Annotated in this window: 13 protein-coding genes; 3 read left to right on the top strand and 10 right to left on the bottom strand. The window is 65.9% G+C overall.

Going from position 1 to position 15,125, the window contains the following annotated elements; translation table 11 throughout:
- Positions 1-114: 114 nt before the first annotated feature.
- The 7 genes from E4K65_RS27165 to E4K65_RS27135 all read right to left on the bottom strand — a co-directional run bounded on the left by E4K65_RS27165 (position 115) and on the right by E4K65_RS27135 (position 6,836).
- On the bottom strand, positions 115-828 hold the full coding sequence (locus E4K65_RS27165) for a phosphoribosyltransferase (protein ID WP_135176725.1): 714 nt from the start codon (positions 826-828) through the stop codon (positions 115-117).
- Positions 829-846: 18 nt separating this feature from the next.
- On the bottom strand, positions 847-2,079 hold the full coding sequence (locus E4K65_RS27160) for a Zn-dependent hydrolase (RefSeq protein WP_135176724.1): 1,233 nt from the start codon (positions 2,077-2,079) through the stop codon (positions 847-849).
- Positions 2,072-2,857: an ABC transporter ATP-binding protein gene (locus E4K65_RS27155; RefSeq protein ID WP_027546431.1), complete on the bottom strand. Its 786-nt coding sequence runs from the start codon at positions 2,855-2,857 to the stop codon at positions 2,072-2,074. Before E4K65_RS27155 ends, E4K65_RS27160 begins: the two co-directional genes overlap by 8 nt.
- Positions 2,854-3,627 carry an ABC transporter permease gene (locus E4K65_RS27150; protein WP_027546432.1) on the bottom strand — a complete coding sequence of 258 codons (774 nt, stop codon included), beginning with the start codon at positions 3,625-3,627 and terminating at the stop codon, positions 2,854-2,856. Before E4K65_RS27150 ends, E4K65_RS27155 begins: the two co-directional genes overlap by 4 nt.
- Before the next feature lie 70 nt (positions 3,628-3,697).
- Positions 3,698-4,642, bottom strand: a complete 945-nt coding sequence (locus E4K65_RS27145) for an ABC transporter substrate-binding protein (RefSeq protein WP_135176723.1) — start codon at positions 4,640-4,642, stop codon at positions 3,698-3,700.
- Between the two features lie 110 nt (positions 4,643-4,752).
- Positions 4,753-5,481 (bottom strand): histidine utilization transcriptional repressor HutC, encoded by a 729-nt coding sequence (gene hutC / locus E4K65_RS27140; RefSeq protein ID WP_027546434.1) that lies wholly within the window; start codon positions 5,479-5,481, stop codon positions 4,753-4,755.
- A complete protein-coding gene (locus tag E4K65_RS27135; RefSeq protein ID WP_135176722.1) occupies positions 5,478-6,836 on the bottom strand; it encodes a formimidoylglutamate deiminase in 1,359 nt (452 codons plus the stop codon). The genes hutC and E4K65_RS27135 overlap by 4 nt, the downstream gene beginning before the upstream one ends.
- Positions 6,837-6,935: 99 nt before the next feature.
- Here E4K65_RS27135 and hutI point away from each other — a divergent pair, with 99 nt between their 5' ends.
- Genes hutI through hutU form a run of 3 tightly spaced genes read left to right on the top strand, consistent with a single transcriptional unit; the run spans position 6,936 to position 11,390 of the window.
- Positions 6,936-8,150 (top strand): imidazolonepropionase, encoded by a 1,215-nt coding sequence (hutI, locus tag E4K65_RS27130; protein WP_135176721.1) that lies wholly within the window; start codon positions 6,936-6,938, stop codon positions 8,148-8,150.
- On the top strand, positions 8,147-9,706 hold the full coding sequence (gene hutH, locus E4K65_RS27125) for a histidine ammonia-lyase (protein WP_135176720.1): 1,560 nt from the start codon (positions 8,147-8,149) through the stop codon (positions 9,704-9,706). The genes hutI and hutH overlap by 4 nt, the downstream gene beginning before the upstream one ends.
- A gap of 13 nt (positions 9,707-9,719) precedes the next feature.
- A complete protein-coding gene (hutU, locus tag E4K65_RS27120; protein WP_135176719.1) occupies positions 9,720-11,390 on the top strand; it encodes a urocanate hydratase in 1,671 nt (556 codons plus the stop codon).
- A 7-nt stretch (positions 11,391-11,397) separates the two neighbouring features.
- On the opposite strand, the gene E4K65_RS27115 is transcribed toward hutU, so the two are convergent.
- From E4K65_RS27115 to E4K65_RS27105, 3 genes are all read right to left on the bottom strand, one after another.
- Positions 11,398-13,413, bottom strand: a complete 2,016-nt coding sequence (locus tag E4K65_RS27115; protein ID WP_167771183.1) for a putative bifunctional diguanylate cyclase/phosphodiesterase — start codon at positions 13,411-13,413, stop codon at positions 11,398-11,400.
- 327 nt (positions 13,414-13,740) lie between these two features.
- Positions 13,741-14,625 carry a BJP family subclass B3 metallo-beta-lactamase gene (gene blaBJP, locus E4K65_RS27110; protein ID WP_135176718.1) on the bottom strand — a complete coding sequence of 295 codons (885 nt, stop codon included), beginning with the start codon at positions 14,623-14,625 and terminating at the stop codon, positions 13,741-13,743.
- A gap of 172 nt (positions 14,626-14,797) precedes the next feature.
- The gene (locus E4K65_RS27105) at positions 14,798-15,070 is read right to left on the bottom strand and encodes a TonB-dependent receptor plug domain-containing protein (protein WP_209312093.1); all 273 of its coding nucleotides are present in this window, start codon (positions 15,068-15,070) and stop codon (positions 14,798-14,800) included.
- Between the last annotated feature and the right edge of the window lie 55 nt (positions 15,071-15,125).

Raw genomic sequence — 15,125 nt, 5'->3', positions numbered from 1 at the left:
TAACCGCAATGCGGACCCGCGATCTTTCCCAAAGCGGTCAGGTTTTGCCCGATCCTGCTCAAGACACATGCCTCGCGCCGGCCCGCGTGCCGATGCTCGCAATCGCCAGACCAATCAGGGAATGTCGGGTTGCGTCGCCGCCAGCGGTATCCAGCCGCCCTCGCCACGTTGGAAGAGCGGGCAGCCGAAGACTGCGCGCACCGGAAGCGCCGTGGTCGAGGCCTGCCAGCGATTGGTTTGCTTCATCGCGACGACCATGCCGGCAATTTCGACGCCGACCTTCTGCAACAGGCGCACCGCCGCGAGCGCAGTCGCGCCGGTCGAAATCGCATCGTCGATCAGCACCACGCGGCGGCCCTCGATCAGGGGCAGCAGGTTCGGATCGAGCCGCAGCTTTTTGCCGGCGTCGGGGCTGGTGATTGAACTCACGGGCTCGGACAGCGCGTCGTCGTACCAGAATTTGCGCGAATAGCCGAGCGGGACATAGCGCGGCTGTCCGAGCCGTTCGGCGACCTCCGATGCGAAGGCAAGACCAAGGGTCGGGAGCCCGACAACGATTTCGGCATCGAATGTGCGCGCCTGCGTCGCCATATGGTCCGCCAGCGCCGCCACAACGAGGTTTGAAGCTTGATTGGCAATGAGTGAGGCGACGGCGCGATCGCCATCGGGCAACTCGCGCAGCGGCAAGACGAGGGCGCGGCCGCAGGGCAGGGTGGCGGGATACCCGAAGCGATAGGGGGGCGTCGCCGGGAAACGTGCAGGGATCTCCGGCGTCAGATCCTGCCAATAGCCCGTCGTAGCCTCGGTATAGGGTTCACTTGCGGTCATGATGCCGGCATCAGACGCCTAACCCCCGAGGATTCGCCGGCAGGCGTCGACGAACACCTGCGCGCCCGTGACGATGTCGGCGTCCGCGGTGTTCTCGGTCCAGTGATGGCTGATGCCGCCGATCGACGGCACGAACAGCATCCCCGCGGGCATGATGGTCGCGAGCAACTGCGCGTCGTGGCCGGCGCCGCTGGGCATGCGGATCGACCGTCCGCCGGCGACGGCCTTGCTCGCAGCTTCGATCGCGTCCTGAAAACCGGAGTTCATCATGGCGGGTGCACCGGTCCGCAGTTTCTCCACGCTCACGGTACAGCGACCGCTCGCGTTGACCTCGTCCGCCATGGCCTTCAGCAATCCCTCCAGCCGCGCGATGACCGCCGGGTTGTCGTCGCGGATCTGGAACAGCATTTCGGCGCCACCCGGAATGATGCTCGGCGCGCCCGGGTCGAGTGTGATGCGGCCCGTGGTCCAGACCGTGCGCGGACCGCACGCGGCCGGGAAGCGCTCGTCGATCGCGACGCAGAATTTGGCCAGCGCGAGGCCGGCATCCTTGCGTGCAGCCATGCGGGTGGTGCCGGCGTGGTTCTGCTCGCCGACGAAATTGATCTGGTACTGCCAGATGCCGACGATCGAGGTCACGACGCCGACCGCGAGCCGCCCGCTTTCGAGCGTATCACCCTGCTCGATATGCGCCTCCAGATATCCGACGTGCCGTCCCGGTTCGGCGGCGATGCGTGGGCGTCCGGCGAGCCCCATGTCGGCGAGCGCATCGCGCATGGTGCGGCCGCTGGTGCGGTCGCGCGCAGCATCGATATCGGCCTCGGTCACTTGCCCGACATAGGAGCGCGAGCCGAGGAAATGCCCGAAGTGTCCTTCCTCGTCGCACCAGGCGGCGACTTCGACCGCGCCCTTCACGGAAGGATCGGCATTGAGCACCCGCGCGGCCTCGAGCGCGTAGACGACACCGAGCGGACCATCGAGCCAGCCGGCGTAGTTCTGGCTTTCGAGGTGCGAGCCCGCCAGAAGCTTCGCGCCGGGCTTGGTGCTTGTCCCGAACACATTGCCGATGCCGTCAACAGCGGCGGAGAGACCCGCATCGGGCAGCTTCTGCGCCAGCCAGTCCAGTGAAAGCTTGTGCGGCTCGGAGAAGGTCGGCTTGTGCACGCCGGTCTTGTAGGCGCCGATGGCACGGAGCGCATTGAGGTCGGCGAGGACGCGCGCGCCGTCGAAGGAGGGACGATTGTCAGGCATGTTCGGCAACCTTCAACGCCTCGGTACGGATTTCCTCGACCAGCCGTTCCTTGAGCTGGACGAATTCCGGCGTGGTCTTGATCTTGTAGGAGCGCGGATGCGGCAGGTCTATGGCAATCTCGGCCTTGATGCGGCCGGGGCGCGCGCTCATGACGACGACGCGGCTGCCGAGGAAGATCGCCTCCTCGATGTCGTGCGTCACGAACAGCACAGTCTTCTGATCGCGCTCCCAGATCCCAAGCAGCATTTCCTGCATCAAGGCGCGGGTCTGGTTGTCGAGCGCGCCGAAGGGCTCGTCGAGCAGCAGAATCTTCGGATCATTGGCCAGCGCGCGGGCGATTGCCGTGCGCTGCTGCATGCCGCCGGAGAGCTGCTTGGGCCAGTGGTTCTCGAAGCCGGACAATCCGACCTGGCGGATGAAGGCGTCGGCGATCTTGTGCCGCTCGTCCTGCGATACGCCGCGCTCGCGCAGGCCGAAGGCGATGTTCTCGCGCACGGTGAGCCAGGGAAACAGCGTGTAGGACTGGAACACCATGCCGCGATCCGCGCCCGGGCCGGTCACCTCGCGCCCGTCGAGCGTGACGCGCCCGCCGGTCGGCCGGTCGAGGCCGGCGACGATGCGAAGCAGCGTGGACTTGCCGCAGCCGGAGGGGCCGAGGATGGTGACGAAGTCGTTGTTGCCGATGGTGAGGTCGGTCGGCTCGAGCGCTCTCGTTGGCGCATTGCCGTGGCGCGCGGGGAAGGTCCGTGAGACCTGTTCGATCTTCAGCGTCGTCATGCGAGCTTCCACGGAAACAGCCAGGCATTGAACGCCTTGAACAGGAAGTCGGAGACGAGGCCGATCAGCCCGATCACGATGATGCCGAAGATGATCTGGCCGGTGTTGAGCAGCGCCTGGCTGTCGGTGATCATGTGGCCGATGCCGGAGGACGAGCCGATCAGCTCGGCGACGATGACATAGGTCCAGGCCCAGCCCAGCACCAGCCGCAGGATCTCGGCGATCTCGGGCGCGGAGGAGGGCAGCAGCACACGGCGGATGATGCCGCGGTCGCTGGCCCCGAGCGTATAGGCCGCTTCGACCAGGTCGCGGCGCGTCGCGCCGACGGTCACCGCGACCATCAGGATCACCTGAAACACCGAGCCGATGAAGATGACGAGCAGCTTTTGCAGCTCGCCGATGCCGGCCCACAAGATCAGCAGCGGGATGAAGGCGGAGGCGGGCAGGTAGCGCGCAAAGGAGACGAACGGTTCGAGAAAGGCCTCGACCGGCTTGTAGGCGCCCATCAGCACGCCGAACGGCACTGCAATGATCGCGGCGAGCGCGAAGCCGCCGACGACGCGCCAGATCGTCATGCCGATGTCGAACACGAAGCCTTGCTTCGTCAGCAGGTCGAAACCTTCCTGCACCATCGTCAACGGGTTGGCGAGAAAGGTCTTCGACACATGGCCGCCGAAGGTCGCCCACGACCAGAGGGCAACGAACAGCACGAAGAACGCGAGGCCATAGGCCACGCGTTGCCTCGATGTCACGGGATCCAGGGGACGCATCAAACTGTCTATCCGAATAGTCGATCAGGCGCCGGCTCCGCCTCGTGGCGGAACCGGCAGCTTGCAGAAGTTACTTGATGAAGCTGGCGTCGTAGAGGTCCTCGACCTTCGGCGCGGCCTTGATGATGCCGATCTCGAGCAGGAGCTCGGCCGCGTCCTTGTTGAAGGTCAGGAAGTCACCGGCGAAGAACTTCTGGTTCGCGGCCTTGTCCTGCCAGCGCAGGTACTTCGCCGAGTTGCCGAACTGCTCGCCGGTCTGCTTCACGTCCGCGCCCATGATCTCATAGGCCTTGGCCTGGTCCTTGGCGATCATGTCGAGCGCCTCGAAATAGCTGTTGGCGAGCGCCTGCGCGGCCTTCGGATTCTCGCTCAGGAATTTCGGCGTGCAGCCAAACGTGTCCATCACGATCGGATAGTCCAGCGTGGTGGCGATGATCTTGCCCTTGTCGGGTGCGGCGCGCACGGTCGACAGATACGGCTCGTAGGTCATCGCGGCGTCGTTCTGGCCGGAGACGAAGGCCTGCGCCGCCGCGGCGGGCTCGAGATTCACCACGGTCACGTCCTTCGAGGTGAGGCCGTTCTTCTTGAGCATCCAGGCCAGCGCGAAATACGGCGAGGTGCCGGGCGCGGAGGCCGCAACCGTCTTGCCCTTCAGATCCTTGATCGCGGCGATGTCGTTGCGCACGGCCATGCCGTCGGCGCCATAGCTCTTGTCGAGCTGGAAGATCTGCTTGGTGGCGACGCCGTTGGCGTTCCAGGAGATCCAGGTCTCGACCGTGGTCGCCGCGCACTGGATGTCGCCGGAGGCAATCGCAAGGTGGCGGTCCTTCTGCGGGATCTTCTTGATCGTGACGTCGAGGCCGTTCTTCTTGAAGATGCCGGCTTCCTTGGCCAGCGTCAGCGGCGCGAAGCCGGTCCATCCGGAGATGCCGACGCCGACCTTGACGTCGTCGGCGAGCACCGGGGTGGAGGCCGCAAGGGCAATGATTGTCGCAAATACCTTTGAACTACGCATGATTGTCGTCCTCTTGCCGATCGATGGATTGACGTCCTGTTGATCTGTTCGTGTCGGTCCATGCAGACCGTTGCCCGAAGCGTTGCACGAATTGTGCCGACATTGGTCTCTCAGCCTCCCTTGAATCGGGCGACAAGGCGGTGAGAGTCACCGGGATAGAGCAGCCGCACCGCGGTGATCGTGCGTGTGCTGCGCCACGTGTAGCGGTCGATCACGAGGCAGGGCGCGCCGACGGCGATGTCGAGCGCCTGCGCCGCGCGATCGTCCGCAACGATGGCGCTGATCGTATGCTCGGCCTCTGTCCATGGGACATGGTGAAGCAGCCACGAGCCAGGCGGTTCGCGCGAGAAGTCCGCGGTCGCGGCATTCGGCACGGACGAGAGATCGATCAGCCTGTCCTCGACGGCAAACGGCACGTTGTCGGCGCTGTGGCGGCAGGCGATCGCGACCACCTTGCCGGCCTTCTTCACGCCGAGACGGTCGCGGTCGGCGGCGGTCGCCATGCGCAGCTTGCGATGGATCAGCTCGTAGCCGTAAGCGCGGCCGAGTGCGGTGATCTCGGCGCGGATATCGGCAATCTTGAGCACCGCCGACTGATGCTGCGGCCGGCGCACGAAGGAGCCGGCGCGCCGCCGCCGCTCGATCAGGTCGGCCTGCGCGAGTTCCGACAGCGCCTTGTTTACGGTCATGCGCGAGCAGCCGTAGCGTGCCACCAGTTCGTGCTCGAACGGAATGCGATGACCCGGCGGCCACTCGCCGGTCAAAATGCGCTTCTCGATGTCGGCGCGGATGCGCTTGTAGAGCGTCGGCTGGTCGGCGCCGTCCGTGGCGAGGCTCATGCGAGGAGCCTCCGCACCGATGCGTTGAAGCGCTCGCGCGCGGCCTGACGCAGCCGGTGCCGTCCGCCCTCGACGACCTTGTCGCCGCCGGCCCAGACGCAATCGATCGCGCCGCTGCCTGCCGCAAAGATCCAGCCATCGATGGCCGCATCGCCCTGACGCCCTGCGAGCGACGGATCCGCGGAGTCGAGCGTGACGATGTCGGCGCGCGCGCCCGGGGTCAGACCGGCGGTCGGCTGCGCAAGTGCCTGCGAGCCGCCGGCGAGGGCTTGATCGAACAGCGTGCGTCCGGTCGAGGCGCGCGCGCCGCCGGAGAGCACGTTGCGCTGGCGATGCTTCAGCCGCTGGCCGTATTCGAGCTGGCGCAGCTCGTCGGCGACACCGACCAGCACATTGGAATCGGTGCCGACGCCGAACCGGCCGCCGGCATCGAGGAATTCGCGGGCTGGAAAAATGCCGTCGCCGAGGCTCGCTTCGGTGATGGGGCAGAGGCCGGCAACGGCGCCTGTCTTGGCGAGCGCGATGACCTCCTCGTTCGTCGTGTGGGTCGCGTGGATGAGGCACCAGCGTTGATCGACCGGTGCGTGCTCCAGCAGCCATTGCACCGGGCGCCGGCTCGACCATGCCAGGCAATCCTCGACTTCCTTGACCTGCTCTGCGGCGTGAATGTGCACAGGGCCGCCGTCGGCGAGCGGAATGATCGCCGCGAGCTCGTCCGGCGCCACCGCGCGCAAACTGTGCGGCGCGATGCCGATATTGGCTCCTGGCAATGCTGCGATCGCTCTACGCGACGCAGCCATCAGCGCCGCGAACCGATCGACCGAGCAGATGAAGCGGCGTTGGCCGGCATGTGGTGCCGCGCCCCCAAAAGAGCCATGCGCATAAAAACTCGGCAGCAGCGTCAGCGCAATACCCGACGCTTCGGCAGCCTGTGCAATGCGCGTAGCCATTTCGGCGAGGTCGGCGTAGGGCGAGCCGTCGCGATCGTGATGCAAATAATGGAATTCGCCGACGCGGGTAAATCCCTGCTCCAGCATTTCGACATAAAGCAGCGTTGCGACGGCCGCGACATCGTCCGGCGTCATCGCCAGCGCAAAGTGATACATCGTCTCGCGCCAGGTCCAGAACGTGTCGGTCGAATCGCCGCGCTGTTCCCCAAGTCCCGCCATGCCGCGCTGGAAGGCGTGGCTGTGCAGGCTCGCCAGCCCCGGAAGTGCGATTTGGTGGCGCTCGTCACCGACGGCCGGTGCCACGCCCTGTGTCACCGCCGCGATCGCGCCGGCGGCGATCACCACCTGCACGTCATTGGCCCAGCCCGAGGGCAGGAGCGCGGAGGCGAAATGCAGTCGGGTCATGATTACACGCCGGCTGGACAGAACCGGCTTACGATTATATGTCTAGACATATAAGTCAAGCATCCCAGGGCGCAGGGACATCCGCGAAGGGACAGTTGCATGGCAGAGCGCTTCGACCGGATCTGGCACAATGCCCGCCTCGCCACGATGCGGGCCGATCGCCCCGATCTCGGCGAGATCGAGCACGGCGTGATTGCCGCGCGCGGCGGCCACATCGTCTATGCGGGTGCCGCGGCGGACTTTCCGGCTGACGCCGATGCCATCAAGCGGACCGATTGCGCAGGGCGCTGGATCACGCCGGGCCTCGTCGACTGCCACACCCATCTGGTCTATGGCGGCAACCGCGCACACGAGTTCGAGCTGCGTCTGAAGGGTGCAAGCTACGAGGAGATCGCGCGCGCCGGCGGCGGCATCGTCTCGACGGTGGCCGCGACGCGCAAGGCGAGCGAGGCCGAGCTCGTCGCAAGCGCGCTGCCGCGGCTCGATGCGCTGATTGGCGAGGGCGCCACCACGGTCGAGATCAAGTCGGGCTACGGCCTCGATGCCGAGACCGAGATGCGGCAGCTCGCGGCTGCGCGCAGCCTCAGCCGCCAGCGGCCGGTTGCGATCCGCACGTCCTTCCTCGGCGCCCATGCGCTGCCGGTGGAAGCCGATGGTGACAAGGATCGCTACATCGATCTCGTCTGCAAGGAGATGCTGCCCGCGGTCGCAAAGGCCGGCCTTGCCGATGCCGTCGACGCTTTCATGGAGGGCATCGCGTTCTCGGCCGAGCAGACCGTGCGGGTGTTCGAGACGGCGAGGGGCCTTGGGCTGCCGGTCAAGCTCCATGCCGACCAATTGTCGAACCTCGGCGGTGCTGCGCTCGCGGCAAAATTCTCCGCGCTGTCGGCCGATCATCTCGAGCATACCGATGAAGCAGGTGCGGCCGCGATGGCGAAGGCCGGAACGGTGGCCGTGCTGCTGCCCGGCGCCTTCTATTTCATTCGCGAGACACAAAAGCCGCCGGTCGAGGCGTTCCGCAAGCACGGCGTTCACATGGCGCTCGCAACCGACTGCAATCCCGGCAGCTCGCCGCTGACCTCGCTGCTGCTGGCGATGAACATGGGGGCGACGTTGTTCCGGATGACGGTGGCCGAATGCCTCGCCGGCGTCACCCGCGAAGGCGCGCGGGCGCTCGGCCTGCTCCAGGAGACCGGTACGTTAGAGGCCGGCAAATGGTGCGATCTCGCGATCTGGGATATCGAGCGTCCCGCCGAGCTCGTCTATCGCATCGGCTTCAATCCGCTGCACCGCCGGGTATGGAGGGGACAGTGACGGACCAGGGCACCGCGATCGTCGTCAAACCGGGAACGGTCAGCCTGGACGATCTCGCGCGCGTGCTTGCCGGACAGCCCGTCGTGCTCGATCCGTCGTTCTGGCCGCGTGTCGAGGCGGCCGCGGCGATCGTCGCCAAGGCGGCGCGAGCAGACGCCCCCGTCTACGGCATCAATACCGGCTTCGGAAAGCTCGCCTCGAAGCGCATCCCGCCTGACCAGACCGCGCTGCTCCAGCGCAACCTCATCGTCTCGCATTGCTGTGGTGTCGGTCCGGCGACGCCGGAGCCGATCGTGCGGCTGATGATGGCGCTGAAGATCATCTCGCTCGGGCGCGGCGCCTCGGGCGTTCGCCGCGAGGTGATCGAGCAGTTGCAGGGAATGCTGGCGCGGGGTGTCTGTCCGCTGGTGCCGCAGCAGGGCTCGGTCGGTGCCTCCGGTGACCTCGCGCCGCTCGCGCACATGACGGCCGTCATGATCGGCGAGGGGCAGGCGATTGTCGACGGCAAGACCGTGTCGGGCGGCGAGGCACTCGCTGCCGCCGGGCTTGCGCCGCTGACGCTCGGCCCCAAGGAGGGGCTCGCGCTGATCAACGGAACGCAGTTTTCGACCGCCTATGCCATTTCGGGCGTGCTGCGCGCGTTTCATCTGGCCCGTGCAGCGCTTGTCACTGGCGCGCTGTCGGTCGATGCGGCAATGGCCTCCACGGCGCCGTTCCGCCCTGAAATCCAGGCGCTGCGCGGCCATGCCGGGCAGATCGCCGCGGCCGCGACGCTGACTGCGCTGCTCGACGGCAGCGACATCCGCCTGTCGCATCTCGAAGGCGACGAACGTGTGCAGGATCCCTATTGCCTGCGCTGCCAGCCGCAGGTCGCAGGTGCCGCGCTCGATCTGATCACGCAGGCTGCGCGAACCCTGATCGTCGAGGCCAATGCCGTCACCGACAACCCGCTCGTCCTGGTCGAGACCGGCGAGATCGTCTCCGGCGGCAATTTCCACGCCGAGCCCGTGGCGTTTGCGGCCGATACACTCGCGCTGGCGCTGTCGGAAATTGGCGCGATCAGCGAGCGGCGCATCGCGACGCTGGTCGATCCCGCGCTGAACTTCGGTCTGCCGCCGTTCCTCACGCCCGATCCCGGCATCAATTCCGGCTTCATGATCGCGGAGGTCACGGCGGCTGCGCTCTATGCCGAAAACAAGCAGCGTGCGCTCGCCTGCTCGATCGATTCGACGCCGACCAGCGCCAACCAGGAAGACCACGTGTCGATGGCCGCGCATGCGGCACGGCGCCTCGCCGATATGACGGACAATCTCGCCGCCATCCTCGGCATCGAGCTCCTGGTCGCCGCGCAAGGCATTACGCTGCGCGCGCCGCATGCGACCAGCGCGCCGCTCGTCGCCGTCATCGCCGCGCTTCGCGAACAGGTGCCCGCGCTCGGCGCCGACCGCTACATGGCCGGCGATCTCGCCAAGGCAGCCGCACTCGTCGAGGCCGACGCGCTGCCGGCGGCTGCGATCGGCGTGCTTTCATCTGATCCATTTCCGAGACTTGCCTGATGAGGTGTTCCGCATGAACCGCCGACTGGACAACGACCGCACCATCCGCGCGCCCCGGGGCAGCGACATCAGCGCCAAGAGCTGGCTGACGGAAGCCCCCTTGCGCATGCTGATGAACAATCTCGATCCTGATGTCGCGGAGCGCCCGAGCGAACTCGTCGTCTATGGCGGCATCGGCCGCGCCGCGCGCGACTGGGAGAGCTTTGACCGGATTACGGCGGCGTTGCGCAAGCTCGAAGACGACGAGACGTTGCTGATCCAGTCCGGCAAGCCGGTCGGCGTCTTCCGTACCCACGCCGATGCTCCGCGCGTGCTGATCGCGAACTCCAACATCGTGCCGCATTGGGCGACGCTCGACCATTTCAACGAGCTCGACCGCAAGGGCCTGATGATGTACGGCCAGATGACGGCCGGCTCCTGGATCTATATCGGCAGCCAGGGCATCGTGCAGGGCACTTACGAGACCTTCGTCGAGGTCGGCCGTCGCCATTATGGCGGCAGCCTGGCGGGCAAATGGATCCTCACCGCCGGCCTTGGCGGCATGGGCGGCGCGCAGCCGCTGGCCGCGACCATGGCCGGAGCCTCGATGCTCGCGGTTGAATGCCAGCCGAGCCGCATCGAGATGCGGCTGCGCACCGGCTATCTCGATCGCCAGGCTGCAACGCTCGACGAAGCGCTCGCGATCATGGCCGATGCTGCCAAGACGCAGAAGGCGGTCTCGGTCGGCCTGCTCGGCAATGCCGCGGAGATTTTTCCCGAGCTGGTGCGTCGCGGCGTCAAGCCCGACATCGTCACCGACCAGACCAGCGCCCATGATCCGATCAACGGCTATCTCCCCAAAGGCTGGACGCTCGCCGAATGGGAGGCGAAACGCGCCTCCGATCCGAAGGAAGTCGAGCGCGCGTCGAAGACCTCGATGGTCGAGCATGTCCGGGCCATGCTGGACTTCCACGCGCAAGGAATCCCGACGCTCGATTATGGCAACAACATTCGCCAGATGGCGCAGGACATGGGCCTGAAGAACGCCTTCGATTTTCCGGGCTTCGTTCCCGCCTATATCCGCCCCCTGTTCTGCCGCGGCGTCGGGCCGTTCCGCTGGGCTGCGCTGTCGGGCGATCCCGAGGACATCTTCAGGACCGACGCCAAGGTCAAGGAGCTGATGCCTGACGATAAGCACCTGCACAACTGGCTCGACATGGCCAAGGAGCGCATCAAATTCCAGGGCTTGCCGGCGCGGATTTGCTGGGTCGGCCTCGGCGATCGTCACCGGCTCGGCCTTGCCTTCAACGAGATGGTCGCGCGCGGCGAACTCAAGGCGCCGATCGTGATCGGCCGCGACCATCTCGACAGCGGCTCGGTGGCAAGTCCGAACCGCGAGACCGAGGCCATGAAGGACGGATCGGATGCGGTGTCCGACTGGCCTTTGCTCAATGCGCTGCTCAATTGCGCCAGCGGCGCGACCTGGGTGTCGCTGCATCATGGCGGTGGCGTCGGCATCGGCTATTCCCAGCATGCCGGCATGGTGATCGTCGCCGATGGCACGCCGGAAGCTGCAAAGCGGATCGAGCGCGTGCTCTGGAACGATCCGGCCACCGGCGTCATGCGCCATGCCGATGCGGGCTACGAGACCGCGATCGATTGCGCCCGTGACAAGGGGCTCGACCTGCCGAGCCTGGCCAAGTAGCCGCGCCTCAGGCCAGGACCTTGGTCCCGTGCGTCGCTCCGTCGAGGCGCTGCCATTCCTTCGCGAGGTAGTCGTCGATCGCATCGCGCGGCATGGGTTTTGCGAAATAATAGCCCTGAATGTAGTCGCAGCCGAGCCGGCGCAGGCTGTCGAGCTGGGCGCGGGTCTCCACGCCCTCGACGACACAGGCGATCTCCATGTCGTCGCACAGGCCCGTGAGCGACTTGATGATCTTGTGGCTGACCGGATTTTCGTTGATGTCGGCGACGAAGCTGCGGTCGACCTTGATCTTGTCGAGCGGCAGCCGGTGCACGTGGCTGAGCGAGGAATAGCCGGTGCCGAAATCGTCGAGGGAAATGCCGCAGCCCATCGCCTTCAGCGCGGCGATCGACTGCTGGGCGCGCACGAAGTCGAAGGTGACAGCGGTCTCGGTGATCTCGAAATCGATCCGGCGCGTCGGCACGCCGCTCTTCTCGATGATGGTGATCAACGGCAGGATGCCTTCGGGCGAGCAGATGTCGTGGGCGGAGAGATTGAACGACAGCCAGAGATCGTCGGGCCACGTCTTCGCAGTCGCCAACGCGCGCACGAGCAGCGCCTGCGTCAGCGGCCGGATCAGGCCGATGCGCTCGGCGGCGGGGATGAAATCAGCCGGTGAGACCTGGCCGAGGCGAGGGCTGTGCCAGCGCGCCAGGGCCTCGAAGCCTGCGGTGTGCTCGCTCATGGCATCGACGATCGGCTGGAACACCAGCTCCATCTCGGTGTCGAAGTCGGAGGTGCGCAGCAGGTTCTCGATGACGCCGCGGCTGCGAATCTCGGCCTCCAGCTCGCTCGAGAAGATCACGGTGCGGCCGCGCAGGTGGCGCTTGGCGTGATAGAGCGAATAGTCGGCGCATTCACAGAGCGCTTCCGCAGTCGTCGCCGAATGTGGGAACAGCGCGAAGCCGATCGAGCACGACAGCCCGGTATGGGCGGTGTCGAGCTGGTAGGGCAGCTTGACCAGGTCGCCGATCCGCTGGCCGAGCCGCATCAGATCGTCGTCGTCGGGATCGCCGCACACCACGAGGCCGAACTCGTCGCCGCCGAGCCGCGCGAACTCGACGCGGTGCGGGCCGAAACCTTCGCAGACCTCGCGGATGCGCCGGCCCGCCTCGATCAGGACGCGGTCGCCGACGCTGTGGCCGTAGTTGTCGTTGATCGGCTTGAAGCCGTCGAGGTCGATGATCCCGACCGCGACGCGAACATTCCTGCGCTCGGCATCGGCGAAGGCGCTCGACAGCTCGGCGAAGAAGCGGCGGCGGTTCGGCAGCTCGGTGAGGGAATCGAGATTTGCGAGGCGGAAGTTCTCGTCCGAAAGCGCCTGGGTGGCCGCCTGCTGCGCCAGCAGCGACTTGCGGCTCGACACGAGATCGGCAAAGTCGCGGTAATAGATGAACAGCACCGTCACCATCGCGCCGGAGACGAGCAGGTTGTTGACCGCGATCGCCTTCAATGTCGGCTCGCCCGTGGCGAAGAAGAACAGCACATAGGGCACGTCGACGATCAGCGTCACGATCAGCGCCGCCGAGCGCAGGTGCATCAGCGAGAAGATGCAGCCGATCACGGTCACCGCCATGTAGAAGGCGACCTGACTCTTGGCGAAGGGATCGCCGTACGGGTAGAGCGCGAAGGACCAGGCGGTGAAGCCGGCACCGATCGGCACGGTCAGCCAGTTGGTGGCGCGCAGATTGCGCAGGATGTCGGCATCGCTGCGCACGAGGTGACGCTGGCGCAGCCACCAGTAGGTCCGGAGCGCGGCGAGCACGGTCAGCACGCCCGGCACGATCATCGTCAGCCAGTCCGGCGCCACGTTCACATACGTATAGGCGACCGCGATCGTGTTGCTCATGAGGATGAAGTAGAGCAGCGGGATCTGCTTGGAGAAGGCGTCGAACTGCGCGCGCGTCAGATCCGGGTTGTCGGCCGGCACGCGAAACAGCTGCATGGCGGCGGCAAAGTGTGATTTCAAATCGACAGCAGGCATTGCAATACGCGCCCCGGATCCTTTCAAAACGCGGAGGATCTTGCATGGCGGGGTAAAGGGCGCGTTAGATCGGGTTCCCGGCGATGGCCAGCGCAGGTTGCACGCTACCGCAGAGTTTCCGGCCGCGTGCATTGGTGAGGCGGCGTTAACGATATCCAGCGGCGGTGGCGGGTGTCTCGGGCACTGTTTCGCCCGCAATCGCCGCAGCTACGATCTGTTAAGCATGCGCGTCAGTGACGGCGGGGTGCAGATGATTGCCGCGCGGTCAGCCGACCCACGCGATTCACCTCTCCCCCGCGGGAGGAGAGGTGAGAGCGCGCAGGGCCGCTACTTCTTCTCCAGTGCCGCGGTCTGCTTGGTGAGCTGCTTGTCGAAATCCTCCGACAGGCCGGTCGCGTAGGTCACGATCTCGCCCGGCTTGACGAACGGGTTCGGCGCGCCCTCCTTCATCTCCGCGCGCTTGGCCTGCATGCCATAGACTTCCGGATGCGGCCCGAGCAGCACGTCGATCTTCATCGCCTTGGCCTTGGCGAAGGTCGCGCGGTAGTCGTCGACGATGCCGGGGTAGGTCGGTTGGCCGACCAGCCGGTTCAGCGCCACCGTGCCGCTGCAGAAGAACAGCACCTCGCGGTTCTCCTTGCCGTCCTTGACGGTCAACTCCCAACTCGTGCAGCCCGGCGAATGGCCGGGCGTCGCATGTGCCGTCAGCGTGGTGTCGCCGAGCGTGACCTTGTCGCCTTCCTTCACCGCGCGATCGACCTTCACCGCGGGGAAGGCGAGGTCCTCGTTCTTCTCGTCGCCCGGATAATAGCCGCCTTCGAGCAGCGGCTTGTCGCGTTCGCCGGCGATGAGCTGCGCACCGGTCTCCTTCTTGATCTCGGCGAAGCCGCCGGTGTGGTCGAGATGCGCGTGCGTGTTGAGGATGATCTTGATGTCGGCAACCTTGAAGCCGAGCTTCGCGATGTTGTCCTTGATCATGCCGGTGGACTGGGGCATTGCCGTGTCCATCAGGATCAGCCCCTGCGATGTCTTGATGACATAGACGGCAATACCGTCGGTTCCGACATAATAGATGTTGTCGATGAGCTGGAACGGCTCGAACGGCGCCGTCCACTTCTTCATGGCCACTGCCAGAAAGTCCTTGATGGTTTGCGCCTGCGCAGCCGGTACGAACAATACCAACGCGCATAGCGCGGCCGTGAGCTTTCTCATAGTTTGCCTCCCAAAGTGTTCTTGTCGTTTCGATCGGACGCGACATTTGCGTCGACCGGTGCGCAAGCTACGTCGTGCGCGGTGCGGCAGCAACGACTTCGTGGCGGGAATATTTCGGGGACCGCGCGGGAATAGCGGCGCACTTTTCATCGCGGCGCCGGGCGTCAGCGTGTCACCGCCCGATCGTGACGCCGGCGGTCGAGCGCATGGCGTCCCGGAGGCTTCTCGCGTTCATGTCGTCGAGGACCTGCCGCGTCAGCACGGTGGTCTGGCCCGGCGTGTTCAGGATCGTCTCGCCGCGCGAGGACGAGAGCCGGTCGGCCTTGTAGTGTGCGGCCGGATCGGTGGCGGGCGCATGGCGCGGCCGCTTGCTGGAAGCGGCAAAGGCTCCCTGCGAGACGCAGAGGGCGACGATCACAATCAATCGCAATGATTTTGTGGGCATGCGAGCTCCCAGATCCAGGACATCAGCCTAGCATATGGCGAGCGTCGTCGTTGAC

Origin of the sequence: Bradyrhizobium niftali (genome assembly GCF_004571025.1) — a bacterium.
Classification (GTDB): Bacteria; Pseudomonadota; Alphaproteobacteria; order Rhizobiales; family Xanthobacteraceae; genus Bradyrhizobium; species Bradyrhizobium niftali.
Note: the sequence above shows the minus strand (reverse complement) of the source record. Positions and strands in the feature narration are given on the sequence as shown.

Excerpts from the sequence above, each read along its gene's own strand:
- E4K65_RS27165 (WP_135176725.1), bottom strand. The coding sequence starts at position 828 with ATGACCGCAAGTGAACCCTATACCGAGGCTACGACGGGCTATTGGCAG.
- E4K65_RS27160 (WP_135176724.1), bottom strand. The coding sequence starts at position 2,079 with ATGCCTGACAATCGTCCCTCCTTCGACGGCGCGCGCGTCCTCGCCGAC.
- E4K65_RS27155 (WP_027546431.1), bottom strand. The coding sequence starts at position 2,857 with ATGACGACGCTGAAGATCGAACAGGTCTCACGGACCTTCCCCGCGCGC.
- E4K65_RS27150 (WP_027546432.1), bottom strand. The coding sequence starts at position 3,627 with ATGCGTCCCCTGGATCCCGTGACATCGAGGCAACGCGTGGCCTATGGC.
- E4K65_RS27145 (WP_135176723.1), bottom strand. The coding sequence starts at position 4,642 with ATGCGTAGTTCAAAGGTATTTGCGACAATCATTGCCCTTGCGGCCTCC.
- hutC (WP_027546434.1), bottom strand. The coding sequence starts at position 5,481 with ATGAGCCTCGCCACGGACGGCGCCGACCAGCCGACGCTCTACAAGCGC.
- E4K65_RS27135 (WP_135176722.1), bottom strand. The coding sequence starts at position 6,836 with ATGACCCGACTGCATTTCGCCTCCGCGCTCCTGCCCTCGGGCTGGGCC.
- hutI (WP_135176721.1), top strand. The coding sequence starts at position 6,936 with ATGGCAGAGCGCTTCGACCGGATCTGGCACAATGCCCGCCTCGCCACG.
- hutU (WP_135176719.1), top strand. The coding sequence starts at position 9,720 with ATGAACCGCCGACTGGACAACGACCGCACCATCCGCGCGCCCCGGGGC.
- E4K65_RS27115 (WP_167771183.1), bottom strand. The coding sequence starts at position 13,413 with ATGCCTGCTGTCGATTTGAAATCACACTTTGCCGCCGCCATGCAGCTG.
- blaBJP (WP_135176718.1), bottom strand. The coding sequence starts at position 14,625 with ATGAGAAAGCTCACGGCCGCGCTATGCGCGTTGGTATTGTTCGTACCG.
- E4K65_RS27105 (WP_209312093.1), bottom strand. The coding sequence starts at position 15,070 with ATGCCCACAAAATCATTGCGATTGATTGTGATCGTCGCCCTCTGCGTC.